This is a genomic window from Candidatus Palauibacter sp. (assembly GCF_965261555.1).
Classification (GTDB): Bacteria; Gemmatimonadota; Gemmatimonadetes; order Palauibacterales; family Palauibacteraceae; genus Palauibacter.
Window position 1 is genome coordinate 1,878,326 of sequence record NZ_OZ253465.1, and the last position, 25,422, is coordinate 1,903,747.

Below are 25,422 nucleotides of genomic sequence, written 5' to 3' on the forward strand. Positions count from 1 at the left end.
CCATGGCCGAAGAAGGCATGAACGAGATCCTGAGGAAGAAGATCTGGAGGAAGCTCCAGGCTCTCCCCGAGGACAAGCAGTACGAGGTCGTCGATTTCATCGACTATCTCGCGTCGAAGTACGCCTCCCGGCCGGCGGCCGGCGCGGATCCGTTCCAGCACTTCGCCGAATCCGTCCATCGGGGGCTGCGGAGGACGCGGGCCTCGACCACCGCGGTCAAGGGCACGATGAAAGTGCTCGGTGCGGCCGACCGCGTGATCGACTCGTTCCGCGAAGCCGGGCGGGGATTCCTCGCCGAACTCGAAGCGGGAAGCCCGGAACCGGAACCCCGGGAGGATCGCCCTCCGCCCGAGACGCGCGAGATCGTCGTCGACCCCTAGGACGGCGTCGGCGGGCGGCGACCGTCCGCTCGTTGACGTCGCGCGGGCCGTCGCCTACGATGGCGCATGGAAGCTCCCACGCCGCGCTCCAGCCGCGAAGCGCTGACCTTCGACGACGTTCTGCTTGCACCCGGGCATGCGCTCGTTCATCCGGCGGATGTCGACGTCTCCACTCGCCTGACCCAGCGCATCCGACTCCAGATTCCGCTGCTTTCCGCCGCCATGGACACGGTGACGGAATCCCGCATGGCCATCGCCCTCGCACGCGAGGGCGGGATCGGCATCATCCACAAGAACATGCCGATCGAAGCCCAGGCCCGGCAGGTCGACCGGGTGAAACGGTCCGAGAGCGGGATGATTCTGGATCCCATCACGCTCGGACCCGACGCCACGCTGGGCGAAGCCCGCAGGCGGATGAGGGACTTCTCGATCAGCGGGGTCCCGATCGTGGGCGACGACGGCGCCCTCGTCGGGATTCTGACCAACCGGGACCTGGTGTTCGAAACCGACCTCTCGCGGCCGGTGCGGGAGGTGATGACGAGCGAGAATCTTGTGACGGCGCCCACCGGGACCTCGCTCGAGGAGGCCGAAGAGATTCTCCGCCAGCACAAGATCGAGAAGCTCCCCGTGGTGGGAGAGGACGGGCGGCTCGCCGGACTCATCACGGTCAAGGACATCTTCAAGCGGCGGCAGTTTCCCAACGCGACGAAGGACGGCCACGGACGGCTCCGCGTAGGGGCGGCCGTGGGGGCGAGCCGGAATGAACTCGAGCGGGCACGGGAACTTGCCGGGGCCGGAGTGGACGTCATCGTCGTCGACACCGCGCACGGACACTCGGAGGGCGTCCTCGAGGCCGTCACCCGGGTGCGGGAGGCGCTCCCCGACATCGATCTCATTGCCGGCAACGTCGCGACCCGCGAAGGGGCGGCGATGCTCGTCGAGCGGGGGGTGAACGCGGTCAAGGTCGGCGTGGGGCCGGGATCCATCTGCACGACGCGCGTCGTCACGGGTGTCGGCGTGCCTCAGATCACCGCGATCGAGGACAGCGTGGCGGGGGCCGAGGGCCGGGTGCCGGTCATTGGCGACGGCGGCATCAAGTATTCCGGCGATCTCGTGAAGGCGGTCGCGGCGGGGGCGGAGACGTGCATGCTCGGGTCCATGTTCGCGGGCACCGACGAGAGCCCGGGGGAGACCTTCCTCCTCGAGGGCCGGCGGTTCAAGGTGATCCGCGGCATGGGTTCGCTGGCGGCCATGCAGGCCGGCTCGGCCGACCGGTATTTCCAGGAGGGATCGTCCGCCCAGAAGCTGGTCCCCGAGGGGATCGAAGGCCGGGTGCCCTACAAGGGTCCGGTGGCGGACACCGTGTTCCAGCTCGTCGGCGGTCTTCGCAGCGGCATGGGTTACTGCGGCGCCGCCGACATCGACGAACTCCGCCGGGATGCCCGCTTCCTCCGCATCACCTCCGGCGGACTCCGGGAGTCCCATCCGCACGATGTCGTGATCACGCGCGAAGCCCCCAACTACCACGTCTAACGGCCCGTGGCAAAACCCTGCTGCGTTCGAGCGGCGATGCATCTCGCCAGAAACGCTTCGCAGCCGGGTCGATCTCGACACGGCACAGCCGGTTCGGTACCATTATCCGCGTGTTGTCCGGTCCTGCTTCCGGAGCGACGCCCTGGCGGAGTGGAGGGGCCTGGGGGTAGCAGCACCAGAGTTGTGGCACCAAGGGGGGATTTGCCGTCTGATGACCTATCGATCATCGAGAACGCCCGTCCCTGCGTGCCTTCATTGGGTCGGTCTTCTGCTCGCGGCGTTCGTGCTGCACGGCTGCGCGCTCACCCAGCGTACACCCGAACTCGGCCCGGCCCCGGACACCGCGAACGTCGAACAGGGGGCGCCCGGGGCCGGCGCGGCGGATCCACCCGAGGCGACCCGGCAGCCGGGAGACGCTGCCGCGTCGGCTCCGGACGACGAGTTGATGCCGGAGGATCCGGTCGTGCCGGACCCGGCGGACGACACGGACGCCGAGCCGACGGCGGCGGAGATCGATCGCGCGATCCGCGAGATCCTCGGCGGCGACCCGATGGGGCTGGTTCACGAAGGAGAGGATCCGCGCGTTTTCAGGCTCGAGATGAACGAGCGCGTCCAATCGTGGGTCCACTACTTCCAGACGGCCATCGGCGAACGCTTCGCGACCTACCTCGGCCGCAAGACCCGTTACGAGCCCATGATTCGCCGGAAGCTGCGCGAGGCGGGGCTGCCGCAGGACCTCATCTACCTTTCGCTCATCGAGAGCGGGATGAATCCGAACGCCTACAGCCGCGCGAGCGCGGTCGGTCTGTGGCAGTTCATCTCGGGCACGGGGCGCCAGTACGGCCTCGAGATATCCTACTGGATCGACGAACGGAGAGATCCGGAGAAGGCGACGGACGCCGCAGTCCGACACCTCAAGGATCTTTATGAGGAGTTCGGCTCCTGGTACCTCGCCGCGGCGGCCTACAACGGAGGACCGAACCGGGTCCGCCGCGGGCTCCGCACCGTGCCGGGCGCGACGTTCTGGGATCTCGCCGACCGTCGTCTGCTGCTGCGCGAGACGCGGGACTACGTGCCGAAGATCATCGCGGCGGCCATGATCGGACACGATCCCGCGCGTTACGGGTTCCCGGATCCCGAGAGAGAGAGGATCCCGGAGTACGCGAAGGTACGCGTGCCCGACGCGACGAGCTTCGACGTCCTGGCGGAGGCCGCCGGGACCGACGAGGAGACGATCAACCTCCTCAACCCCGAGTTTCCGCGCGACGTGACCCCGCCGAACCGCGAGGTCGAGGTTCGGGTCCCGGTCGAGGGCGCCGTCCGGTTCGCGGCGCGGTATGCGGCCGTGCCGGCGGATGAGCGGGTGACGTGGACGTTTCACACGGTTCAGCGCGGTCACACGCTGGGGTGGATCGGACAGCAGTACGGCGTGTCGGTGGCGGCGCTGCGCGCGGCGAACGGCAACCTGAACCCGCGTCGCCTGCAGATCGGCCAGGAACTCGTGATTCCCCGGTCGGCGCGGGCCTCCGGCGCATCGATCGCGCGGAGTTCGAACGCCCGCCCGCTCACCGCGCGGACGAACGCCGAGGGGACGACCGTCGTCACGGTGCAGCGCGGGCAGACGCTGGACGTGATCGCGCAGCGATACGGCGTGTCGGTGGCGGCGTTGCGGGCCGCGAACGGCAATGTGAATCCGCGACGCCTGCAGATCGGCCAGGAGTTGCTGATTCCGCGGACGGGCCGGTCGACGGGAACGGGTTCGGCCGCGTCCGCGAGCAACGGCGCCGGGCCTGTGACGATCGTGGTCCGGCCGGGTGATTCGCTATGGCTGATCGCCCGCCGACATTCGGTATCGACGCGCGACCTCATCGAATGGAATCGCCTTTCCTCGACCCGGATCCACCCCGGCGACCGGCTCGAGATCCGGCGCTGAGCCTTCGCGGGCGGGGCCGGACAGCGGATAGAGGACCGCACCGCCCGGCTCCCCCTGCTCCCCGGGCCGCCGCGGCAGGCCGTTGCGCGTGTCGACGATGATCCGTGCCCTCTCGAGCACGAGACCGTAGTCCACCTGCGGGTGATCCGTGATGACGACCGTGGCGTGGCTCGATGCGAGCGACTCCGCCGTCAGGGGCTGCGATTCGAGGTTTCCGCCCTCCAGCGCCAGCCGCGGCACGAACGGATCGTGGTATGAGACCTCGGAGCCCTGGCGGCGCAGAAGCTCGATGACGTCGAGCGCCGGACTCTCGCGGACATCGCCGACGCCCGGCTTGTAGGCGACGCCCAGCAGCAGGACGCGGCTGCCGTTCAGCGGCCGCCGGTGCCGGTTGAGCGCCTGCGCGACGCGGTCCACGACGTAGCGCGGCATCTCGGCGTTGACCTCGGCGGCGAGTTCGATGAAGCGGGTCCGGTACTGGAGCGTCCGCATCTTCCAGGCGAGGTACTGCGGGTCGATCGGGAGGCAGTGACCGCCCAGCCCGGGGCCGGGCGTGAAACGCATGAAGCCGTACGGCTTCGTCGCCGCGGCCTCGACGACCTCGCCGATGTCGATCCCCAGACGATCCGCGATGACCGCCATCTCGTTCACGAGACCGATGTTCACGGCGCGGAAGGTGTTCTCGAGCAGCTTCGTGAGTTCCGCGACCTCGGGCGACGAAACGCTCACGACCTCGTCGATGACTTTCTCGTAGAGGCCATCGGCGAGTTCGCGGCAGGAGGCGGTCAATCCGCCCACGACCTTCGGCGTGTTCGTGAAGGTGTAGGTGGGATTGCCGGGGTCTACGCGCTCGGGGCTGAAGGCGACGAAGAATTCCTTTCCCGCGGTGAGTCCGCCCTGTTCGAGTTCCGGCTGCAGGAGTTCCCGGGTCGTGCCCGGGTAGGTGGTCGACTCGAGGACGATGAGTTGACCGGGCCGGAGGCCGTCGCGGATGTGCCCGAGCGCGTCGAGTATGTGGGAAACGTCGGGATCGCCGGTCTTCCCGAGCGGGGTGGGGACGCAGATGATGACGGCGTCCATCTCCGCGAGCCGGCCGAAGTCCGTTGTCGCATCGAGGAGGCCGCTCTCGACGGCGGCGGCGACGGTTCGCGCCGGGACATCGCCGATGTGGGAGTCGCCACGCCTTACCCGCCGGACGACACGCTCGTCGATATCGAACCCCAGCGTCCGAAAGCCTGCGCCGGAGAACGCCGTGACGACCGGAAGACCGACATAGCCGAGCCCGAGCACGCCCACCCGGGCCGTGCCCGACTCGATCTTCTTCCGGAGCGCCTCCCGGTGGCTCACCGCGTCCCCCGTATCCGCATCACTTCGCGTCCGCCTTCCAGGTGCCGGATCGTCCCCCGCGCTTCTCGAGGAGTCGAATCGGCCCCAGCGTCATGCCCCGGTCGATCGCCTTGCACATGTCGTAGAGGGCGAGCAGGCCGGCCGCGACGCCGGCCATCGCCTCCATCTCGACGCCCGTGCGCCACTCCGCCGAGGCCCGCACGCTGAGCCGGTAAGCCGGCGGCGTCTCCTCGGCTTCGAGATCGACATCGACCGCGTCGAGCGGGATCGGATGGCAGAGCGGAACGAGCGCGGACGCCGCCTTGGCCCCCTGGATCGCCGCGAGACGGGCCACGGCGAGCGCCTCTCCCTTCTCGACCTCGCCCTCCCGGATGGCATCGAGCGTCGCACGGCGCATTCGGATCCGGCCCTCGGCCACGGCCACGCGTCGCGTGAGAGGTTTCTCTCCCACGTCGACCATTCGCACCCGCCCTTCCGGATCCAGATGTGTGAGTCCGTCCACGAAGCTGCCTCCCGTCACAGACTTCTCAGTACCCCCGCAAACTGCGGTGTTCCCGCCGTCCGGCCAGTGGGGCGACCGGCGAAGGCCGCGCTCATCTCCTCGAGCAGGAGGGCTGTCGTCGCTTGCGGATTCAGGTTGCGGCCCACCCCTTCCATGGCCGCATCGACGGCCCCGAGGGCTTCGAGGACCGCGCCTTCCGCCGGGCCGCCGCCCGCGGCCCCGGCGCCCCGGCCGCTCGCTGAATCGAGCGCCGCGTCGGGGGCTCCGGCGGCGATGCAGAGCATGTCCCGAAGGCGGATGCGCAACGCCTCGAGCGCCGGCTCCAACTCCCCTCGCGCGCCGCGCGCGGAGTAGCGGGACGCGGCGCGATAGCGCGCCTGCGGCGAACCATCGAGGGCGGCGGCCAGCAGGCCGTCCGCGGCGGCCCCCGATTCACCGGCCTCGGAGTCGACGAGCGTGCGCGCCCGGTAGACCGCGCCGCCGGCCCGCCGGGCGACCGCCCGTGCGCGGTCGTCATCGCGAACGCCGAGGTGTTCCGTCACATAGGCCGCGACGCGTTCGGTCGGCAGCGGCGCGATGCGGAGCGGCACCGTGCGGGACCGGATCGTCGGCAGAAGGGCGTCCGGACGGCCGCTCGTGAGGACGATGTAGGCGAACGGCGGCGGCTCCTCCAGGAGCTTGAGAAAGGCGTTCGCCGCCTCGGGGCTCGCGCTCTGCGGCACCATCCGTTCCGCGTCCTCGATCACGAACACCGACCGGCGCGCCATCGACGGACGCCGCGACGCCTGGTCCCGGATGTTCTCCACGGCGGCCACGTAGAGTCCCGTGACCGCGTCCGGGTCCAGGCGCGCATGCAGATCCTCCCGCAGCAGAGCGAGACGCTCGTGCCGCTGCGCCTCGATGGCCTCCCGCAGCCTGGCCCGCGAGGCGGCCCGCTTCGGGCGCGGCATCGGGAAGTGGAGGTGGATGTCCGGGTGTTCCAGCCGCGCCGCCATGCGGCAGGGCCGGCACGCTTCACAGGGCACATCCCCCGCCTCTGCCGGCTCGCACTGGAGCGCGCGCGCGATCCACAGCGCCAGCGAACGCTTGCCGACGCCCTCCGGGCCGTGGACGAGAAGCGACTGCGGCAGTCTCCGGCCCGCGACCGCGCTCGCCAGCCGTTGCAGGAGGTCCTCCTGTCCCCAGGGACGCTCGGCGTTCACGGGCGGCCCCTCAGCCACCGGACCGGATCCACCGCGCGGGGCCCCACCGTCCCCGGCTCGTAGATCTGGAACTCGATGTGCGGCCGGGTGGCGTCCCCGCCCACGTGTCCGATCGCCTGTCCCTCGCCGACCGCCTGTCCCTCGCCGACCGTGACGTCGCGGAGCTTCTGATAGGACGAGTAGAAACCCCCGCCGTGATCGAGGATCACCGTCAGTCCCGAGGCGCGCGCCGCCACGGAGGCGACGGTGCCGCGGTCCACCGCGTTCACGGGCGTGCCGCGCGGGGCCGCGATCCCGATCCCTTCCCGCGGGATCGTCGTGCGTCCTTCCCGTTCGGGTCCGAAGCGCCAGAGGACCTCCCCTTCGACGGGCCAGGCGAGGCGCCCGAGATCCCCGGTCGTCAGCGATGGAACCGACGCCGCGCCCGCCTCGCGCTCCGCCGAGCGGCGTCGTTCTTCCAGCCCCGCCATGAGCGCGCGCAGCTCGGCTTCTTCCGCCGCCAGCCGGGCCAGCGTCGACTGCGCCTCGTCGCGGCGGTCGGCGAATCGGCGCAACCGCTCCTGCCGCTGCCGCTCCAACCTCTCCAACTCGTCGTATTCCCGGCGATTCTCCGCTCGCACGCGCGCGATCCGGTCGCCTTCCCGGCTCAGTCCGCCGCGCAGCTCCGCGAGGGTGTCCTCCAGCTTCCTCACGTCCTCCACGAGCATGCGGTCGAAGACGGCGATGTCGCGGAGATACCTGTAGCGATTGAGCAGGTCCGAGAACGACCGGGAGGAGAGGAGCACCTCGACGGTGCGGAGGGGGCCGCGCTTGTAGATGTCGCGGAGCCGTGCCCGCAGCACGACCTGGCGCGCCGCGAGTTCGTCGCGCGTGAGCAGCATCTCGCGCGTCATGGCCGTGAGCTGATCCGAGAGGGCGAGCCGTTGAACGTCGAACTCGGCCAGGAGGCTCGCCGAGGCGGCGATCTGTCGTTCGATGTTCACGAGTTCGGCCGAGTCGCCGGTGACCTGGCCTGCGATCCCCTCGAGTTCCCGGCGCAGCCGCTGTCGTTCCTCGCGGATGAGTTCGAGCCGTCCCTCGCTCTCCTCCAGGCGGCGCCGCACATCCGGCGACTCCTGCGCGATCGCGGGAAGGGGCGCGGCCCATGCCGGGCTCGTCGCGACGGCGAAGCTCACGGCCCCGACGAGCCGCGCCGCCCACGCGCGGCCTCGCAGCCCCCCGGGCCGCCCGGGACTCCGCCCCCCGGACGGACGGCTAGGACGGGCCATACGCGCGTCCCACTTCACGGTGCACGGAGTAGGCGGCTGCGAGCAGGCCGAGGAGGGCGGCGGCGGCGACGCCGGCCGCGGTCCAGAGGTGCGGGAGCCACGCGAGCGATTCGATGGCGGCGAAACGGATGGGGAAGACGACGTACGCCAGCCGCGTCACGCCGAGCGCCAGCAGCCCGCCCGCGAGCCCGGTGACCGCGCCTTCGAGAAGGAATGGCCGCTGGATATAGCCTTCCCGCGCGCCCACGATCTGCATGATCTCGATCTCTTCACCGCGCGCGAGGATGGCCATGCGCACCGTCGTGACGATGAGAAGCACCGCGATCAGCGCGAATCCGCCGCCCAGAGCCAGCGCGATCCCCGTCGCCGCGCTCCGCAGCGCGAAGAGGCGCTCCACCCACTCATCCCCGAACCGCGCTTCCTCGATGAACGGGTACGCCGCGAGCGTGCCCGCGGTCTCCGACACCGTTTCCGGAGTGCGGAAGCCCTCACGGAGCCGGAGGTGAAACGAGGCCGGAAGCGGGTTCACCCGCAGTTCCCCGTAGACGTCCGAGAACTCGACGAGATCGCGCCGTGCCCGCTCCAGCGCCTCGTCCTTCGATACGTAGCGCACCGATTCCACCGCCGGGAGCGCCTCCAACTCCCGCCGGGCGGCCCGCACCTGTTCCGAGCCCGCGTCATCGAGCAGGTAGCCGACGACCTCCACGCGGCGTTCCACGTCGCCGATCGCACCGCCGATATTGTGCGCAACGAGCCCGAAGAGGCCGAGGATCACGAGGCTGAGCCCGATCGCTCCAATGGAGAGGACGCACAGCAGAGGGGTGCGCCGGAAGCCGGCGAGCGCCTCGCGCATGGATCTCATGCGGCGGAATCGCGGGCAAGTCGCCCGTCCTCCAGCTCGAGTCGACGGATGTCCGGGTGTCGGCGCACGAAGTCCGCGTCGTGCGTGGCCATGAGCACGGCCGTGCCGAGCCGGTTCAGCATCCGGAACAGCTCGAACACTCCCCCTGCGGCGTCGGGATCGAGGTTGCCCGTGGGCTCGTCCGCGAGAAGGATCCGCGGTTCCGTGGCGAGGGCGCGCGCCACCGCGACGCGCTGCCGTTCACCGCCCGACAGCTCCGATGGTCGCGCGCGGTGGCGGGCGGCGAGCCCGACCTGACTCAGCAGCCGCTGGACGCGCCCCGCGATCTCGCGTCGCGGGGTCCCGATGACTTCGAGCGCGAAGGCCACGTTCTCCGCGGCGGTCAGCCGTTCCAGCAGCTTGAAATCCTGAAACACGAACCCCACGCGCCGTCGCAGCGCCGGAATATCCCGGCGGCGGACCCGCCTCGAGTTGTAGCGTGAGACCTGAACCTCGCCTTCGGTCGGCCGGGTCTGGAAGTGGATCAGTTCCAGCACCGTCGACTTGCCCGCCCCCGAGGGTCCGGTGAGGAAGGCGAACTCCCCCTTCCGGAGACGGAAGGACACCCCCCGAAGCGCGTCTCCGGAGCGCGGATAGGCCTTCGAGACACCTCTCAGCGAGATCATCCCGCAGCAACCCGCGCCGCGCAGAACCGGGCGCAGAGGTCGATGGCGGCCCGCATCGCTCCCGGATCCGCGATCCCGCGGCCCGCGATGTCCATCGCCGTGCCGTGATCCGGAGAAGTTCGCGGGAAGGGAAGCCCCGCCGTCACGTTCACGCCTTCGTTCATCGCGATCGTCTTCAGCACTGCGAGCCCCACGTCGTGGTAGGGCGTCACGACGAGATCCGCCTCCCCCGAGAGCGCCTTCAGGAAGACGGTGTCCCCGGGGAAGATGCCGAGGATTTCCACGCCGGGGTCCGCAGCGAGCCGCGCGAGCGCCGGCGCGAACACCTCGATCTCCTCATCGCCGAAGAGTCCGCCTTCGCCCGCGTGCGGATTGAGCCCCGCGAAGGCGAGGCGGGGCCGCTCGATCCCCCACCAGGCGCGCAGCGCTTCGATCGCGATCTGCGATCTGCGTGCGAAAAGGTCCACATTGAGCACGGAGGGCACGTCGCGCAGGGGGAGATGCGCGGTGAGGAGCGCCAGGCGCAGCGATCCGCCGAGGGGCGTGCGCTCGGCGGACATCATCATCGTGACCTCGTGCGCTCCGGCCAGTTCCTGGAGAAACTCCGTGTGACCCGGGTGCGCGTACCCCGCGGCCCGCAGCGCGGTCTTGCTGATCGGAGCCGTGACGATCCCGTCGATCTCTCCCGCCTGCGCCATCGCCACGGCCCGTTCGATGGCCCGCCCCGACAGCACGCCCGCGAGCCGCTCGCCGCCCGTGGGGTCCCAGTCTCCTACCGTCTCCCGGGGCACTCCTTCCAGGTGAGCCTCCACCTCGCCGAGCGACCGCGGCCCCACGAGGACCGCTTCGATCCCGTCCATCCCCGAGAACGAGGAGAGCGCCGCCGCGGTCACCTCCGGCCCGATCCCGCGCGGATCCCCCAGCGTGATCCCGAGGCGCGGCATGTGGGTCATCCCCCTCAGAATCTCACATCGATGTAGGTGTTGGCACGCACCTCCCGGAGAATGATGTCGATCTGCTTGCGGGTGCGGAGGCTCTGCCGGATCTGATCCCGCACGTCGCCGATCTCGATCGGGCCCTCGGGACGGAACGTCAGGACATGGACGAGCCCGAACTCGGTGGGACCGCCGCGCTCCATCGGCAGCGGCCCGTACACCGTCCCCTCCGTCGGGGCGGTGAGTCCGGACTCGGCGCCCGCGCCCGTGAACTGGCTGACGAGACTTGCGAGCGAGACGTCGTCGAAGCGGATCGCCTCATCCGCCACCTGTCCGCGGAACAGCGCCACGAGCCGCTCCGGGTCCGAGCCCGCCCGCAGGCTGTCCGCGATCTGAATCGCGAGCGTCCGGGCCTCCTCGATGTCCTCTTCCTTGATCTCGGGACGCAGGAGGATGTGACGCAGAAAACGCTCGGACCCCCGCTGGCGCTCGATCTTGATGAAGTGGAGCCCGAACTGCGTCTGCACCGGACCCACCGTCTGGCCGGGGCGTGTCGTCCACGCCGCGTCGCCGAACGGCTTCACGAGCAGATCGCGGCTCATCCAGCCCAACTCGCCGCCCTGCTCCCTGGTCCCTTCATCGTCGGAATGGCGGCGGGCGAGGACGGAGAACTCCTCCTCGTCGTTCGCGAAGTCGTTCTGAACGCGGATCGTGCGCGCCAGGACGCTGTCCCGCGCCTCGCCGCTCGGCAGCGGCGTGACCACGAGCCGGTTGAACGAGACGAGTGCGGGGCGGGGCGGCTGGTTCTGCGCGAACTCCTCGAACGCGGCCTCGACCTCCTCCTCGCTGACGATGACCGGCGGCAGATCCGTGCGCTGCTCGAGTTCGAACCGGTAGGCCTGGCGCAGCCCCTCGGCATGAGCCTGGGAGCGGAGCATCTGGCGGAACTGGAGCATGTTCATGCCCGTCTCCTCCACCGCCAGCATCATCTCATCATCCGAGGAGAACAGGGATCGTCTCTCCGCGAAATAGCTGTCCGCCATCTCGGTCACCCGATCCTCGGGCACCGTGACGCCCGCGTTCTTCGCCTGCTGGAGGTAGATGAGGTCGTCGATCATCGCCTCGAGCACTTCGCGGGCGAACGCGTCCCAGCGTTCGGTCCCTTCGGGCGGAACGCGCGCGCCGCGGGCCTGCAACTGGTAGAGCGTGACCTGGATGTCGGAGAACAGGACCGCCGTGTCGCCGACGACGGCCACGATCCGGTCCAGCGGTTCCACGCCGGGGGGAAACTCCGTCGTCGGCACGGTGTCGGCCGCCGCGGGCTCGTTCTCCTGAAGCCCGGAGAGCGGGGCGATGAGGGTGAGGGTCGCCGCGAGCAGACAGGCTCCGGCCCGCAGGGACTTCATTCCCGGATTGATATCGATCACGCTAGACTCCTCCCGCGGTCACCGCAGTTCTCGTCTCCTTCGCCTCCGCGCGCCCCGGCGCCGCCAGGATCCCCAGGGCTTCCGCCAGCATCGGCAGGAGGGGCTCGGTTCCCGCTCGTCGCAGGACCAACGATAACGGTTCGAGCCGCCGTACTTCAACGTGCAACTGGCGGTCCGCGAGCGCGTTCGTGAGGAGCCTGAGCCGCGGCGAGGCCGTCGCTTCGAACGAGATTCGGGCGTCGTCGTCGGAGGCCCGGATCCAGTCCGCGCCGATCGCCGCCCCGAGAATCCGGAGTTCCGCCGCCGCGATCAGACGCGCCGCGGGGGGAGGAAGGCGACCGAAGCGATCCTCGAGTTCCGCGCGGAACGACTTCACCTCTTCCCACTTCGTGAGACGCGAGAGGCGGCGATAGAGATGCATCTTCACCGGGGACCCGGCGACGTAGGCATCGGGGAGGAACGATTCTCCGTCCACGGAGACGCGGGCGCGCGGCACGGGGTCCGGGGAGTCTCCCTTCAATCGCCTGAGCGTGCTCTCGACGAGCCGCTGCCACGTCTCGATCCCCACCGCGGTCGCGAAGCCGCTCTGCTCTCCGCCCAGCAGGTTCCCCGCCCCCCGCAACTCGAGGTCCTTGAGCGCGACCTGGTACCCCGAGCCCAGTTCCGTGTGGTGCTCCAGGACGCGCAGCCGCTCCGCCGCGTCCGGGGCGACGTCGGAGGGGACGACGAGATAGCAGTAGGCCCGGCGGTGCGAGCGGCCGACCCGCCCCCGCAGCTGGTAGAGCTGGGCGAGGCCGAAGTTCTGGGCCCGGTGGACGATCATCGTGTTCGCGGACGGGACGTCGAGTCCGTTCTCGATGATGGACGTGCAGATGAGGAGATCGAGCTCGCCGCGGACGAAGCGGTGCATCACGTCCTCGAGTTCGCGCTCCGGCATCTGGCCGTGCGCGATCGCGGCCCGCGCTTCGGGCATCAGCCTTTCGACCCGGCTCGCGACGGCGCGGATCGTCTCGACGCGGTCGTGGACGAAGAACACCTGGCCGCCGCGGTCGAACTCGCGCCGCAGCGCCTCCTCCAGGATCCCGTCATCCCAGGACAGCACGTGCGTGATGATCGGCATGCGGTTTCGCGGCGGCGTGCGGATCGTGGAGAGGTCGCGCAGCCCGCCGAGCGCGAGGTGAAGGGTCCGGGGGATGGGCGTCGCCGTGAGGGTGAGGACGTCCACGGTCTCGCGGTACTCCTTCAGCCGCTCCTTCTGGCGGACGCCGAAACGCTGCTCCTCGTCGACGATGAGGAGGCCCAGGTCGCGGAATTCGACGTCGCGCGAGAGGAGCCGGTGCGTGCCGATGACGATGTCGATGGTCCCGGCCCGGAGCCCCGCGACGACCTCGCGCTGCTCGCGGGGGGTGCGGAAGCGCGACAACCCTTCCACGTGCACGGGGAAGCCCGCGAGGCGCTCGCGGAAGGTCGTGAGGTGCTGGTCCGCGAGGATCGTGGTCGGGGCGAGCACGGCGACCTGCGCGCCGTCCTGTACCGCCTTGAACGCCGCGCGGATCGCGACCTCCGTCTTCCCGAAGCCGACGTCCCCGCACACGAGACGGTCCATCGGGACCGGCGCCTCGAGATCCCGGCGGACGGCCTCCCAGGCGCCGAGTTGATCCGGCGTCTCATCGTAGAGGAAGGCGGATTCCATCTCGCGCTGCCACGCGGTCTCGGCGGGGAAGGCGCGGCCGGGCGACATCTTGCGGCGCGCGTAGAGTTGGAGGAGTTCGACCGCCGTGGCCTCGATCGCCGCGACCGTCCGGTTCCGGAGTTGCTTCCACTTCCGCCGGCCGAGCTTGTGGACCGTGGGCGGCCGGGCGTCGGAGCCGGCGGCGCTCCAGCGTTCGATGAGGTCCAGCCGGTAGTGCGGGAGTCTCAGGATTTCGCCGTCGGCGTAGCGGATCTCCATCGTCTCGATCGTCTCGCCGCGCACTTCGACGCGCTCGAGGCCCATGTAGCGGCCGATCCCGTGCTCCATGTGAACCACGTAGTCTCCGGGTTCGATGGCCGCGATGGACTCGATGGTCGCGGCGCCGCGCAGCCGGACGCGGTGGCGGCGATACCGCCGCCGAAACACCTCGTGGTCCGTGAGGACGAGCAGGGTGCCGGGAACCCCGACCCTGAACCCGCCGCTGAGCGATCCGATGGCGAGGGCGACCTCGCGGGCGAGCGCGGCGCCCCCGCGTTCGGTGAGGATCTCCTCCAGCCGCTCGACCTGGCCGTCGTTGTCGCAGAAGACGATGAATCGTTCTCCGCGGGCCCGCGCCGTACCGATCTCCGCCACGAGCCGCTTCATGTCGCGGTCTATGGCGGGCGGAGGTTCGACGGGAAGCCGAATCGCGGTCGGCGCCTCCTGCTCCGGGGCCGTGAATTCGAGACGGCGGAACGTCGCGAGCCGCTGCTCCGCCTCGGAGGGCGGGAGGACGATGGATTCGGCCGGCTCCGCCCCGGCGCCGACGCGCTTCCTCGCGTCCCGGACCTCATCCCACAGGCGTGCGCGGGCCCGGACGCCCCCTTCAGGGTCGAGGATCAGAGCCAGCGCCGTCGGAGGCAGCGACTCGACGAGGGCGCGCCGCTCCACGTCGCCCGCCGTTTCCGAGCTCCGCAGCGCGACCGGAAGGACATCCACGCTCTCCAGGGGTTCGGTGGAACGCTGCGTGAGCGCGTCGAAGCGGCGCACGGACTCCACCTCGTCGCCCCAGAGTTCGATCCGGAGCGGCGCGGGATGTCCGAACGGGAACAGATCCACGATCCCGCCGCGGATCGCGTAGTCCCCGACTTCGCGCACCGTGTGGGTGCGGTCGAATCCCATCTCCTCTAGACGGTGGCCGAGTTCAGCCAGCGGGTGCGCGGCCCCGCGCCGGACCGTGAGTGCGAGGCTCGTGCCGCGGCCGACGGGGATCGGCGCGCGCTCGGCGAGCGCGCGGGCCGTCGTCGTGAGGATGCGGCAGCGCCCGGCGAGGAGCGCCCCCGTGGCCTCCACGCGCTGGGCCTCGATCTCGACATGAGGGTCTGCATCTTCGTACGGGAGGGCCTCTCGCTGCGGACAACAGCGGGCGCCGCTCGCGCCGAGCGTGCGGAGATCCTCGTGGAGCGCGTCGGCCCGCTCGGGAGTCTCGGCGACGAGGACGACCGGGGCGCCGACGGCCAGGTCGTCGAGCGCCAGTGCGAGCGCGGCGGGTCCCGCACCCGGGAGCGGGTGGACGAACGCACGGGCATCACGCCGCGAGAGCGCCTCCGGGACTCCGGCGGCTCGCACGGTTTTGAGGAACGACGATCGAATCAGTTCGACGCGCCCGATGTCACCTCGCTCCCTTCACCGTCCGCGCTCGGGCGGCGCGACCGGCCCGGCGTCGCCAGGTACAGCTCGATCCCGATCAGCGCGAGCGCGAGCGCGATCAGCCACGGGGCCATGTCCCGGCCCCGCCGCGCTCGAAAGATACCGTCTTCCCAGGCGCTCGCGTCGGGACCTGCCGTGAATACCGGCCGGCCGGCGAACAGTTCCTCGAGTTCGCGCCGCGCCATCGGCGTGGGATCGGCCTCCTCCGCCGGCACGTTCGCCGCGAAGTGCGTTTCCACGCCCGCCCCGTCGCTCCCGGTACCCCGGACCGCATACACCCCCGCCCTGAGCGGCGTGAATCGCGCTCCGCCCTCCACGCCGCGCACCGTCCCGTCGGGGGATTCCACCTCGCTCGCCCACTCCGGGAGGGTCAGCGGCCGCCCCGCCCCGAAATCGGCGAAGGGCCAGGTGGCCAGGTGCGACCAGTGCACGAGGAGCGCTTCGAGGAAGGGGACCATGGCGGGACGCGCGGGGAGATCGCTCGCGTCGGCCGTCAGCGGCGAAGCGACGATCAACGCCATCCGGTCGTCCGACTCCGTGCGGATGAGCCAGGGTTCTCCGTCTTCCGTGCGCAGCAGCGCCGTGTCGGCGGCGGATCCGCCGCCCGTCGCGCGAAGGAGGTAGCGCTGCCGGACCCGGACTCCCGACAGCGAGAACGCGGCCTCCGGCTCCGCGAGTCCGAGGTCGCCCGATCCCGCATCGACGCGCGCCTGCCAGGCGATCCCGACGGAGGCCAGTCCCTGGTTGAACGCCGCGAGATCCACCGGGTCCGAAGGTGGAACGAAGACGATGGTCCCCGCGCTCTCCCACGGCGCGCCGACGCTCGCGTCCCCGTCCACGACCGCGACGGCCCCGTTTCCTCCCGCTCCCAGCCGCCCTCCGTCGCGGAGCGTTTCGATCCCGAGTCCGACGAAGCTTGCCGCGTCGCCGTGGAAGCGGACCGTGGGAGGAGGCACGATCCGGATCGCGAAGTAGCGCAGATCGTCGGCCCGCGCGCCGGCGGGGTTCACCTCCAGCCGCCCCTCGTGCAGCCCCGGCCCGAGTTCGGGCAGGCCGAGGACGGCGCTCGCTCCCCACGGGGCCCGGGCGGCGCCGGCGAGCCGTCCGTCGAGTTCGAGGCGGATGTCGGCTTCCGCCGCGACGCCGTCCGGCGGCTCCGGCGGCTCGGCCGGCCCGCTGCGCGCGCTCCGCACGATGACGCCGTGTCCCGTCCCCGACGGTGCGGTCGTGCCGCCGGTGAGTTCGACATCGACGAGCGCGCCGTTCGGCTCGGCCGGCGGCCGAGGCGCGTAGGCCACGAGGGGGGCGGCATCGCCGGCCGCCGCCGGGGCGGTCCGCAGCGCCGCCGCCTGGAGGTCCGACAGCAGCTGGATCTCGCGCCGCCGCTCGCCGTCGGCCGGGAGCGCCGCGGCGGCCCGCGCCACGGCGGCGGCCAGGTCGGCCGCGCCGTCCGTCGGCCGGATTTGTCCGAGCGCCGGCGCGGCGCGCCCCGCGGAGACGCCGGCCGCGAGCGGTTCCCCGACGGTGGGGAAGAGCCACACGCGGTCTTCCGGGCGGGCCGCGGCGAGCGCCGACCGGGCGAGCTCCACGAGCGACTCGAACAGGAGGCGGTCCTCGTCCAGCCGCCCGACGCTCGCCGAGTTGTCCACGATGAGCGCGAGGTCCGTCGGCTCGTGGTCGTGGGCGCCGCCCCGCCCGATGAGCGGACCCGCCGCCGCGAGCGCGAGTGCGATCAGGAGGCCGATCCGCACGGCGAGCAGGAGCAGGTCCGAGGCCGCGAGCGACCTCGAGCGCGCGTCTTCCGCGCGGCTCAGGTAGCGGAGCGCCGGAAACGACACGCGCCGGTCGGTCTGGCGCCGCCGCAGGTGGAGGATGAGGGGCACGACGCCGCTCAGCCCGAGCGCCAGCGCCGACAGGTAGAGGAAACTCAAGCCACCCCGGCTCCCGTCATCCGCCGGCCCGCCTGCGCATGAACTGCCGCAGCGCGAGCCCGAGGGGAGTGTCCGTCGTGAGGAGCGCGTAGTCGGCCCCCCAGCGCAGCGCCTCCTTGCGCCAGCCGTCGACCGCCGCCTCGACCGCCTCCCGGTACTGCCTGCGGAGCGCCGCGGAGTTGGCGCCGAGTTCCTCGCCCGTCTCGGGGTCGAAGAAGATCGCCTCCCCCTCCGCCGGAAGTTCCCGCTCGCCGGGGTCCATGATGTGGAACAGGATCACCTCATGGCCGCGGTGCCGGAGATAGCGCAGCGACATCCGCGTCGTATCCGGGTCCACGAGCAGGTCCGAGATGAGCACGACGAGGCCCCGCCGCTGAAGCCGCCCCGCGATCTCCTTGAGCGCGGAACCCGCATCGGTCCGGCCATCGGCGGAGAGGCGCGTGAGTTCGCCCAGCAGCCGGCGCCAGTGGCGGCGCGTGGTGCGCGGGGCCATGTGCGCCCGCAGCGCCTCGTCGAAGGCGATGAGTCCCGTCGCGTCTCCCTGCTGCACGAGGAGCAGCGAAAGCGAGGCTGCGAGCAACCGCGCGTAGGCCAGCTTGGTCGGAAAGCGCTCCTCATCCGACACCCAGCCCATCGACCGGCTCACGTCGACGAGGAGGTAGGCCCGCAGGTTCGTCTCCTCCTCGTATTGCTTGATGAAGAGGCGGTCCGTCCTCGCGTAGGCCTTCCAGTCCAGGTACCGGAGATCATCGCCGTGATTGTAGGGACGATCCTCGGCGAACTCGGCGGAGAAGCCGCGCTTCGGCGAGTCGTGGAGCCCGATGAGAAACCCCTCGACGATATGGCGCGCCACGAGTTCGAGGTGCGAAAGCCCCACGATCTCGCGCGGACTCGCGAGGTCGAGGCGCTGCCGGGAAGCTTCGAGAGCGGGGGTGAGAGTTGCGGTACCTTCGGTCATCGGAAAACACTAGCAGCATGTGGCGGAGCCCCGCCACACGTCGCGGACTCGCCCTCGGTCGAACGTCTCTCCGGGAAGGAAGCGGATGAAAAGGAAGCTGCCGGGAATCGCGCGGCCCGCCGCGGTGTGGGTCCCGCTGCTGGCCCTCGCGGCCTTACCCGCGGGCATCTCCGCGCAGAACGAGGCCGGAGCGGCGACCATCACCGCGGACGACCTGCGGCTTCGCATCGGCGCCCTGGCGCACGACTCGATGCGCGGCCGGGCGACGCCGAGCCCGGAACTCGACAAGGCGGCGCGGCACATCGCCCGCCGTTTCGAGGAGTTCGGCCTCCAGCCGGCGGACGGCGACAGCTATCTGCAGGAGTATCCGCTGACCGCTTCCCGAGCCGGCTCCCCCGACCGGCAGCTGCTCGAGATCGACGGTCCTGGCGGCGGCACGATCGACGTGTCCGACTACCTCGCCGTTCCCGGCGGCCGCGGCGAGGCCGCGGGTCCGCTCGCGATCGTCACGACAGGCGGCGCGGACCCGCCCACCGGCGCCGTCGTGGTCATGCGGGTCACGCCCGAGGACACGCGGCGAGGCCTCGAATCCGTCCGCGGCATCCTCGATGGCGGGGCGGTCGCCGTCCTGCTCGCGGTCGATGCGCCGGACGACTACTTCGCCGGCATCCGGCGCTTCTACGAGCGGGAGCGGCTGGCCGTCGGCATGCCGGAGGAACTCGGCGCCCCGGTCGCGCTCGTCCGGACGCACGCGCTCCCCGAGGCGCTCCGCGCGGCCCTCGCTTCCGGCGCGGGCACGAACGCCTACGAGGCGACGGTGCGCACGCATTCCGTATTCCGCGAGGAGAGGGCCTTCAACACGATCGGCTGGATCGAGGGTTCGGATCCCGACCTTCGCGGCGAGTTCGTCGTCTTCACGGCCCACATGGATCACGTGGGAGTGGGGCGGCCCGTCGACGGGGACTCCATCTACAACGGCGCCGATGACGATGCCTCCGGAACCGCGGCGATCATCGAACTCGCGCAGGCGTTCGCGTCGCTGGAAACGCCGCCGCGCCGCTCCCTCGTATTCCTGACCGTGAGCGGGGAGGAGCGCGGACTTCTCGGCTCCGGGTGGTATGCGGAGAACCCGCTGTTCCCCCTCGGGGCGACGGTCGCCAACCTCAACATCGACATGATCGGACGGAACTGGCGCGACACCGTCGTGGCGATCGGCGCCAACGAGTCGACGCTCGGCACGACACTTCGCCAGACGCTGCGGGAGCACCCGGAACTCGGGCTCGAGATGATCGACGACCCGTGGCCGGAGGAAAATTTCTATTTTCGCTCGGACCACTACAATTTTGCGCGGAAGGGCGTGCCCGTTCTCTTCTTCTTCACGGGTACGCACGAAGACTATCACGGCCCCAACGACGAACCGGACCGGATTCTCTACGACAAGACGGCGCGCATCACGCGTCTCATCTTTCATCTCGGGCAGCGCGTCGCCGACGCCGAGCAGCGGCCCGAGTGGGATCCGGCCGCATACCGGCGGGTTGTAGGGGGCAGCGGCCGATAGGTGCCAGCAGGAGAGTGAGTGACATGTCGGAGCAGGATCAACAGCCGTACGTCGTCGTGGAACGCCGGGCGTCCGGGGTCGTCGCATTTCTCTGCGGCGCCCTCGTGGGTGCGGGCGTCGCGCTGCTCCTGGCGCCGAAATCCGGACGCGAGACGCAGGCCGATCTCAAGGAGGGGGCCCGCCGGCTCAGGGAAGGGACGGGGGAGCGGCTCACGGACCTCCGCGACACGCTCGGGGAACGCTACGACCGCACGCGCGATCGGGTGGAAACGCAGGTGGGGACCTTCCGCCGGAACGTCGCCGACCGCCAGAAGAAGGCGGGGGAGGCGATCAAGGCGGGGAAGGACGCGGCCCGGCAGGCCCGATCCGACCTCGAAGCGCGCGTCTCCGAGTCCAAGGAGGCCTACCGAGCAGCGCTGGCGGAAGGCGGGGACCCGGAGGGCCACCCGGAGGATGGATCGGGAGACGCAACCGGAGACGAGACGGGCGAAGCGCCGGAGGCCGACGAGAAAGCCGGAGACGCGGACGGCGGGGCGTCCCGGGAGTGAGCCGTGGGCGATCGCGATGGGGTCCGGGTCATCGCCCGCAACAGGAAGGCTCGACACGACTACGAGGTGCTCGAACAGTTCGAGGCGGGACTCGTGCTGCGGGGCGCGGAGGTGAAGTCGCTCCGCGACGGGAAGGCGAGCTTCACGGACTCGTACGGGCGGATCGACGGCAGGGAGGCGTGGCTCCATAATCTCCACATTCCTCCGTACGACAAGGCGACGATCGACGCCCCCGATCCGGTGCGTCGGCGTAAGCTCCTGCTCAAGAGGCGGGAGATCGATCGCCTGCGCTCGAAGACGCGGGAGAGCGGGCTGACGCTCGTGCCGCTGGACATCCATTTTCGGCGCGGCTTCGCCAAGGTCACGCTGGGGCTGGCGCGGGGGAAGAAGCACCGGGATCGGCGGGAGGATCTGAAGAGGAAGACGATGCAGCGGGAGGCCGAGCGGGCGAAGAGGGAGGCGGCGCGTGGGGGTTGACCGGGGAGCCGTCGGCGGACGCGACCGGGTCGGCGCGCGCCGGCGGATCGCGGTGGCCGCCGTCGTCGTCGCGCAGGCCGTGCTCTCCGGGACCCTGACGGGAATCGCCGCGCAGGAGCCCCCCGAGACGGTTCAGGCGCAGGTTTCGGGCCGCACCGTGAGCGTCGCCATCGCGCGGCACCGGGCCTACCCCGCCGTCGATGCGGCGGATCTTTCGCTCGCCCTGGAGAGCGTCCTCGAAGACGTCACGTGGACCGGCGTCTTCCTTCGGGCCCGCCTCCGCGGAGAGGCGGTCGCGTTCGAGGCGGAGTCTCCCTTCTTCCGACACGGGGGACGCGCGCTGCAGCTTGCGAACCCGCCCTACGAGGAGGGCGGCGCCTTCTGGCTTCCGGCGGAGTTCGTCACGCGGTGGGTGTCGGAGGGACCGCCGCCCGTCGCCGCCGCGTCCGAGGGATCCGAGGGGTCCGAGGCGTCCGCCGCATCCGCGGCGTCTCCGTCCCCCCCGCCGGCCGCCGACCCGTTGCCGGCCCGCGTCGACCCGACGGCGCCGTGGCGCGTGATCATCGACCCGGGGCACGGCGGCCGGGACCCGGGAACGCTCGGCAGCGCGAGCTACGAAAAGGACATCGTGCTCGCGATCGGAAGACAACTGTACGACGAGCTTGAAGGGCGCGAGATGTTCGAGCCTCACCTGACTCGCGAGACGGATGTCTACGTGGACCTCGACGTGCGGTCCCGGTTCGCGGTGGACCGGGCCGGGGATCTCTTCGTCTCGATCCACGCCAACGCCGCGGCGGACGAGCGCGCGCGCGGGTTCGAGACCATCTTCCTCGGGGAGGCCCGCTCGGAGGAGGCGCGAGAGGTCGCGCTGCGGGAGAACCGCGGACCCGAGGTGGATGACGCCGGGGGTTCGCCCTCCGACGTTCAGTTCATCCTCGCGGGAATGGACCGTAATGAAAATTATGCGGAGTCACGGCTCTTCGCCGGGTTCGTGCAGAACTCGATCCGGAGCGTCCGGCGCGGCGGGGCCCCCGACCGCGGCGTCATTCAGGGTCCGTGGTGGGTGCTCCTCGGGGCGCTCGTGCGCATGCCGTCGGTGATCGTCGAAGTCGGTTTTCTCTCGAACGATGAAGAGGAGCGCTACCTGAACGGCGCGGAAGGACAGGGAGCCATCGCGCGGGCGATCGCGGACGCGATCGTCGCGTACCGGGAGGACGTGCTGCGCCGGTACGCTTCCGCGCCGGAGCCGGGGTGCTGAGCGCCGGCGGCGGTGTGGCCGTGGAGCGCGCGGCGCCCGTGAGCCGGCGGGCGACGCTGCTCTCCACGCGCTTCGTGGCCCGCGATACCTGGTGGCAGGAGTTCGACTGCCCGGACATCGCGGCCGCCTCGCTCCCCGGGCAGTTCGTCATGCTCGGCGTCGGGCTCGACGAGCCGGGGGCCTGGCTCCTCCCGCGTCCGTTCAGCGTCGGCTGGACGGGCCCCGGCGGCGAGGTCGGCATCCTCCTGCGCGCCTACGGACAGGGCACCCGGGCGCTCGCGAAGCTGGAGGTCGGGCAGACCGCCCTCCTCCTCGGCCCGCTGGGCCGCCCCTTCGACACGGAGGGCGCGGATGTCGAGTGCGTCGCGGGCGGCGTCGGGCTCGCCCCGTTCATCTTCCTCGCGGCGCGCGAGGCGGCCGCCGGGCGGCACGTGCGGCTCATCTACGGAGAACGGGACGCCGGAGCCGTCTTCGACCCCGCGCTCATCGCCCGTCTCACGGATCACGACCCGGAGTTGTTCACGGAAGACGGGAGCGCCGGCCGGAAGGGGCTCGTGACCGCGGGCCTCGACCCGGCGTCGAGCGCGCTCCTCCTCGGCTGCGGTCCGACGCCGCTCCTGCGGGCGCTCGCCGCCTTCGCGCGCGAACACGGCCGCCGGCTCCAGGTCTCCGTGGAGGAGCACATGGGCTGCGGGATCGGCACCTGCCAGGGGTGTGTCGTGCGGGGGGCGGACGGACGCTGGGTGAAGGCGTGCATCGAGGGCTCCGTCTTCCCCGCGGAGGAACTCGACTGGGGGGCGATCTGACCCCGGCCGCGGCGTCCCCGGGCCTCGTCCAGCGCGTCTTCGGGGCGGAGTTCCCCAGTCCCGTGCTCCTGGCGTCGGGCACGTGCGGCTACGGGCAGGAATACGCGGATCTCATCCCCCTCGACGAGATCGGCGGACTCGTCACGAAGGCGGTGAGCCTCGAGCCGCGCCCCGGCAACCCGCCGCACCGCGTCGCGGAGACGCCCGGCGGGATGATCAACGCGATCGGCCTCGAGAACCCCGGACTGCACGGCTTCATCGCGGAGAAACTCCCCTGGCTGCGCGAGCACCTCCGCCGCGCGCAGGTGTTCGTGAACGTCGTCGGGCACTCGGCGGAGGACTTCGCCGCCGTCGTGAGCGGACTCGACGGAGAGGACGGCTTCCTCGGGTACGAGATCAACGTCTCCTGTCCGAACGTGAAGGGCGGCACGATGTTCGGCACCGACGAAAGGGCGCTGGCCGACCTCGTGGCGCGGCTCCGCGGCTGCACGGAGCGGCCGCTCGTGATCAAGCTCACGCCCAACGTCCCCGACGTCGGCGACTTCGCCCGCATCTGCGAGGAGGCGGGGGCCGACGGCCTGAGCGCGATCAACACCTTCCCCGGGATGGTCGTCGACATCTCGCGCCGCGAACCCCTCATCGGCAACCGGTCCGGCGGCGTGAGCGGGCCCGCGATCCTCCCCATGGGCGTCTACGCGACGTGGCGGGCGCGGCAGACGTGCGGGCTCCCGATCATGGGGATCGGGGGGATCCGCAACGCGGAGGACGCGTTGCAGTACGTCCTCGCCGGCGCCTGTCTCGTCCAGATCGGGACGGCGTCGTTCGTCGATCCGGGCGCGGCGGTGGCGGTCCACGAGGGGATCTCGGAGTACCTGCAGGCGAACGGGATCGCGCGCCTCGAGGATCTCGTGGGGGCCCTCCAGGCCGGGCGGGGCAGGGGCCCCGCGATCCCGGCGGGCTGATGAGTCCCGGCAGGGCGCTGGTCGACCTCGCGTCGGCGCTCTTCGTCGAGTGGCACGGCGAACCGCCGGTGGACATCCGCCCCGTCGCCTCGGACGGCTCCGCCCGCAGCTACTGGCGTCTCACCGCCGGGGACGGGGCATCCGCCGTGGGCGCCCACGGGCCCGACCCGATGGAGAACCGGGCCTTTCTCTCCTACTCCCGCACGCTGCGCGAACTCGGACTGCCCGTGCCGGAGGTGTACGGAGCGGACGAGGCGTCCGGCGTGTGGCTCCTCGAGGATCTCGGAGACACGACCCTCTTCGACGCGATCAAGGAGGCGCGCGACCCGGGATCCGACGCCCTCCCCGACGCCGTCCTCCCCCTCTATCGGCAGGTGCTCGAGATCCTGCCGCGCTTCCAGGTCGAGGGAGGGAAGCGGATCGACTTCCGGCGGGCCTATCCCCGGGCGGCGTTCGACCGGCAGTCCATCCTCTGGGACCTCAACTACTTCAAGTACCACTTCCTCAAGCTCGCGCACATCCCCTTCAACGAGGCGCACCTGGAGCGCGACTTCTCGCGGCTCGCGCGCCACCTGCTCGCCGGCGACCGGTCGTGGTTCCTGTACCGCGACCTCCAGTCCCGGAACGTGATGGTGCGGCAGGGGCCGGAGGGTCCGGAACCCTGGTTCATCGACTACCAGGGGGGACGGCGCGGGGCGCTGCAGTACGACGTGGCGTCGCTTCTCTACGACTCGAAGGCGAACCTCGCGGACCGGCACCGGAAGGCGCTGCTCGATCACTACATCGGCGTCATCGAATCGCACGGCGTCGCCCGGCGCGAGGAGTTCCTCGAACTCTGGCCGGGGTACGTGCTCGTGCGCCTGCTGCAGGCGCTCGGGGCCTACGGCTACCGGGGATTCTTCGAGCGAAAGCCGCGGTTCCTGCAGAGCGTGCCCTACGCGGCGGAGAACCTGCGGGGGCTGCTCGAGAGAGGTCTGCCCGTGAACGTGCCCGAGCTCGAGGGGGCGCTGCGCGCGATCGTCGACCGCTGGGGTCGCACGGGGGAGGCGCCGGCGGTCGAGGGAGGGCTGGAGGTGACGGTCTCGAGCTTCCGGTATCCCGGCGGCTATCCGGCGGACACGTCGGGTCACGGCGGAGGATACGTGTTCGACTGCCGCGGGCTCCCGAACCCGGGCCGGGAGGAGGCGTACCGCGACCTCACGGGTCTCGATGAGGAGACGGTCACGTTCATCTCGGCGCGTCCGGAGGCGCAGGAGTTCTGGGAACGGGTCCGGGGGATCGTCGACGCGCACATCGCCAACTACCTGGAGCGCGGGTTCCACAGCCTGAGCGTGCATTTCGGGTGTACGGGCGGGCAGCACCGCTCGGTGTACATGGCGGAGCGGCTGCGCCGGCACCTGAGCGTGCGCTTCCCCGGCGTTCGCGTGGAGGTCACGCACCGGGAATCGGCGGACTGGCCCCGCCGTCCCGCGAGGGTCTGAGACGCGT

General features: G+C 71.0%; 21 protein-coding genes. 10 read left to right on the top strand and 11 right to left on the bottom strand.

Translation table 11 applies throughout. The annotated features are described in order from the left end of the window. The first annotated feature begins 2 nt into the window (after positions 1-2). The 3 genes from ACQY5G_RS08075 (at position 3) to ACQY5G_RS08085 (ending at position 3,846) form a co-directional block, all read left to right on the top strand. A complete protein-coding gene (locus ACQY5G_RS08075) occupies positions 3-380 on the top strand; it encodes a DUF2281 domain-containing protein (RefSeq protein WP_310781988.1) in 378 nt (125 codons plus the stop codon). Between the two features lie 66 nt (positions 381-446). After that, entirely contained in the window at positions 447-1,913 is a 1,467-nt protein-coding gene (gene guaB, locus ACQY5G_RS08080; protein ID WP_428278602.1) for an IMP dehydrogenase, read from the top strand. A gap of 211 nt (positions 1,914-2,124) precedes the next feature. Beyond that, positions 2,125-3,846, top strand: coding sequence for a LysM peptidoglycan-binding domain-containing protein (locus tag ACQY5G_RS08085; RefSeq protein ID WP_428278603.1), 1,722 nt, complete (start codon positions 2,125-2,127; stop codon positions 3,844-3,846). Here ACQY5G_RS08085 and ACQY5G_RS08090 read toward each other — a convergent pair. The 11 genes from ACQY5G_RS08090 to ACQY5G_RS08140 are packed head-to-tail and all read right to left on the bottom strand — an operon-like array spanning position 3,736 to position 18,325. Further along, the gene (locus ACQY5G_RS08090; protein ID WP_428278604.1) at positions 3,736-5,193 is read right to left on the bottom strand and encodes a nucleotide sugar dehydrogenase; all 1,458 of its coding nucleotides are present in this window, start codon (positions 5,191-5,193) and stop codon (positions 3,736-3,738) included. The two genes, ACQY5G_RS08085 and ACQY5G_RS08090, sit on opposite strands and share 111 nt — an antisense overlap. Before the next feature lie 19 nt (positions 5,194-5,212). Further along, a complete protein-coding gene (gene moaC, locus ACQY5G_RS08095) occupies positions 5,213-5,695 on the bottom strand; it encodes a cyclic pyranopterin monophosphate synthase MoaC (RefSeq protein ID WP_428278605.1) in 483 nt (160 codons plus the stop codon). Positions 5,696-5,709: 14 nt separating this feature from the next. Continuing rightward, positions 5,710-6,915, bottom strand: coding sequence for an AAA family ATPase (locus tag ACQY5G_RS08100; RefSeq protein ID WP_428278606.1), 1,206 nt, complete (start codon positions 6,913-6,915; stop codon positions 5,710-5,712). Then, positions 6,894-8,165 carry a murein hydrolase activator EnvC family protein gene (locus ACQY5G_RS08105; RefSeq protein ID WP_428278607.1) on the bottom strand — a complete coding sequence of 424 codons (1,272 nt, stop codon included), beginning with the start codon at positions 8,163-8,165 and terminating at the stop codon, positions 6,894-6,896. The genes ACQY5G_RS08100 and ACQY5G_RS08105 overlap by 22 nt, the downstream gene beginning before the upstream one ends. Beyond that, the gene (locus ACQY5G_RS08110; protein WP_428278608.1) at positions 8,152-9,027 is read right to left on the bottom strand and encodes a cell division protein FtsX; all 876 of its coding nucleotides are present in this window, start codon (positions 9,025-9,027) and stop codon (positions 8,152-8,154) included. Before ACQY5G_RS08110 ends, ACQY5G_RS08105 begins: the two co-directional genes overlap by 14 nt. Next, the gene (gene ftsE / locus ACQY5G_RS08115) at positions 9,024-9,692 is read right to left on the bottom strand and encodes a cell division ATP-binding protein FtsE (protein ID WP_428278609.1); all 669 of its coding nucleotides are present in this window, start codon (positions 9,690-9,692) and stop codon (positions 9,024-9,026) included. The genes ACQY5G_RS08110 and ftsE overlap by 4 nt, the downstream gene beginning before the upstream one ends. Continuing rightward, positions 9,689-10,636, bottom strand: a complete 948-nt coding sequence (locus ACQY5G_RS08120; protein WP_428278610.1) for a PdxA family dehydrogenase — start codon at positions 10,634-10,636, stop codon at positions 9,689-9,691. Before ACQY5G_RS08120 ends, ftsE begins: the two co-directional genes overlap by 4 nt. Positions 10,637-10,650: 14 nt before the next feature. Next, the gene (locus tag ACQY5G_RS08125; protein ID WP_428278611.1) at positions 10,651-12,054 is read right to left on the bottom strand and encodes a peptidylprolyl isomerase; all 1,404 of its coding nucleotides are present in this window, start codon (positions 12,052-12,054) and stop codon (positions 10,651-10,653) included. Position 12,055: 1 nt separating this feature from the next. Further along, entirely contained in the window at positions 12,056-15,355 is a 3,300-nt protein-coding gene (mfd, locus tag ACQY5G_RS08130; protein ID WP_428278612.1) for a transcription-repair coupling factor, read from the bottom strand. Between the two features lie 23 nt (positions 15,356-15,378). After that, positions 15,379-17,367 (bottom strand): BatA domain-containing protein, encoded by a 1,989-nt coding sequence (locus tag ACQY5G_RS08135; protein WP_428278613.1) that lies wholly within the window; start codon positions 17,365-17,367, stop codon positions 15,379-15,381. A gap of 16 nt (positions 17,368-17,383) precedes the next feature. Further along, positions 17,384-18,325 carry a DUF58 domain-containing protein gene (locus tag ACQY5G_RS08140; RefSeq protein WP_420614655.1) on the bottom strand — a complete coding sequence of 314 codons (942 nt, stop codon included), beginning with the start codon at positions 18,323-18,325 and terminating at the stop codon, positions 17,384-17,386. Positions 18,326-18,410: 85 nt separating this feature from the next. Between ACQY5G_RS08140 and ACQY5G_RS08145 the strand changes: the two genes are divergently transcribed. From ACQY5G_RS08145 to ACQY5G_RS08175, 7 genes are all read left to right on the top strand, one after another. Continuing rightward, entirely contained in the window at positions 18,411-19,883 is a 1,473-nt protein-coding gene (locus ACQY5G_RS08145; RefSeq protein ID WP_428278614.1) for a M28 family peptidase, read from the top strand. Between the two features lie 23 nt (positions 19,884-19,906). After that, positions 19,907-20,431 (top strand): YtxH domain-containing protein, encoded by a 525-nt coding sequence (locus tag ACQY5G_RS08150; RefSeq protein WP_428278615.1) that lies wholly within the window; start codon positions 19,907-19,909, stop codon positions 20,429-20,431. 3 nt (positions 20,432-20,434) lie between these two features. Then, the gene (smpB, locus tag ACQY5G_RS08155; protein ID WP_428278616.1) at positions 20,435-20,908 is read left to right on the top strand and encodes an SsrA-binding protein SmpB; all 474 of its coding nucleotides are present in this window, start codon (positions 20,435-20,437) and stop codon (positions 20,906-20,908) included. After that, positions 20,898-22,166 carry an N-acetylmuramoyl-L-alanine amidase family protein gene (locus tag ACQY5G_RS08160; protein ID WP_428278617.1) on the top strand — a complete coding sequence of 423 codons (1,269 nt, stop codon included), beginning with the start codon at positions 20,898-20,900 and terminating at the stop codon, positions 22,164-22,166. The genes smpB and ACQY5G_RS08160 overlap by 11 nt, the downstream gene beginning before the upstream one ends. After that, positions 22,160-22,972, top strand: coding sequence for a dihydroorotate dehydrogenase electron transfer subunit (locus ACQY5G_RS08165; protein ID WP_428278618.1), 813 nt, complete (start codon positions 22,160-22,162; stop codon positions 22,970-22,972). The genes ACQY5G_RS08160 and ACQY5G_RS08165 overlap by 7 nt, the downstream gene beginning before the upstream one ends. 62 nt (positions 22,973-23,034) lie before the next feature. Beyond that, positions 23,035-23,934 (top strand): dihydroorotate dehydrogenase, encoded by a 900-nt coding sequence (locus tag ACQY5G_RS08170; protein ID WP_428278619.1) that lies wholly within the window; start codon positions 23,035-23,037, stop codon positions 23,932-23,934. Continuing rightward, positions 23,934-25,415, top strand: coding sequence for a RapZ C-terminal domain-containing protein (locus tag ACQY5G_RS08175; protein ID WP_428103642.1), 1,482 nt, complete (start codon positions 23,934-23,936; stop codon positions 25,413-25,415). The genes ACQY5G_RS08170 and ACQY5G_RS08175 overlap by 1 nt, the downstream gene beginning before the upstream one ends. Positions 25,416-25,422: the final 7 nt, after the last annotated feature.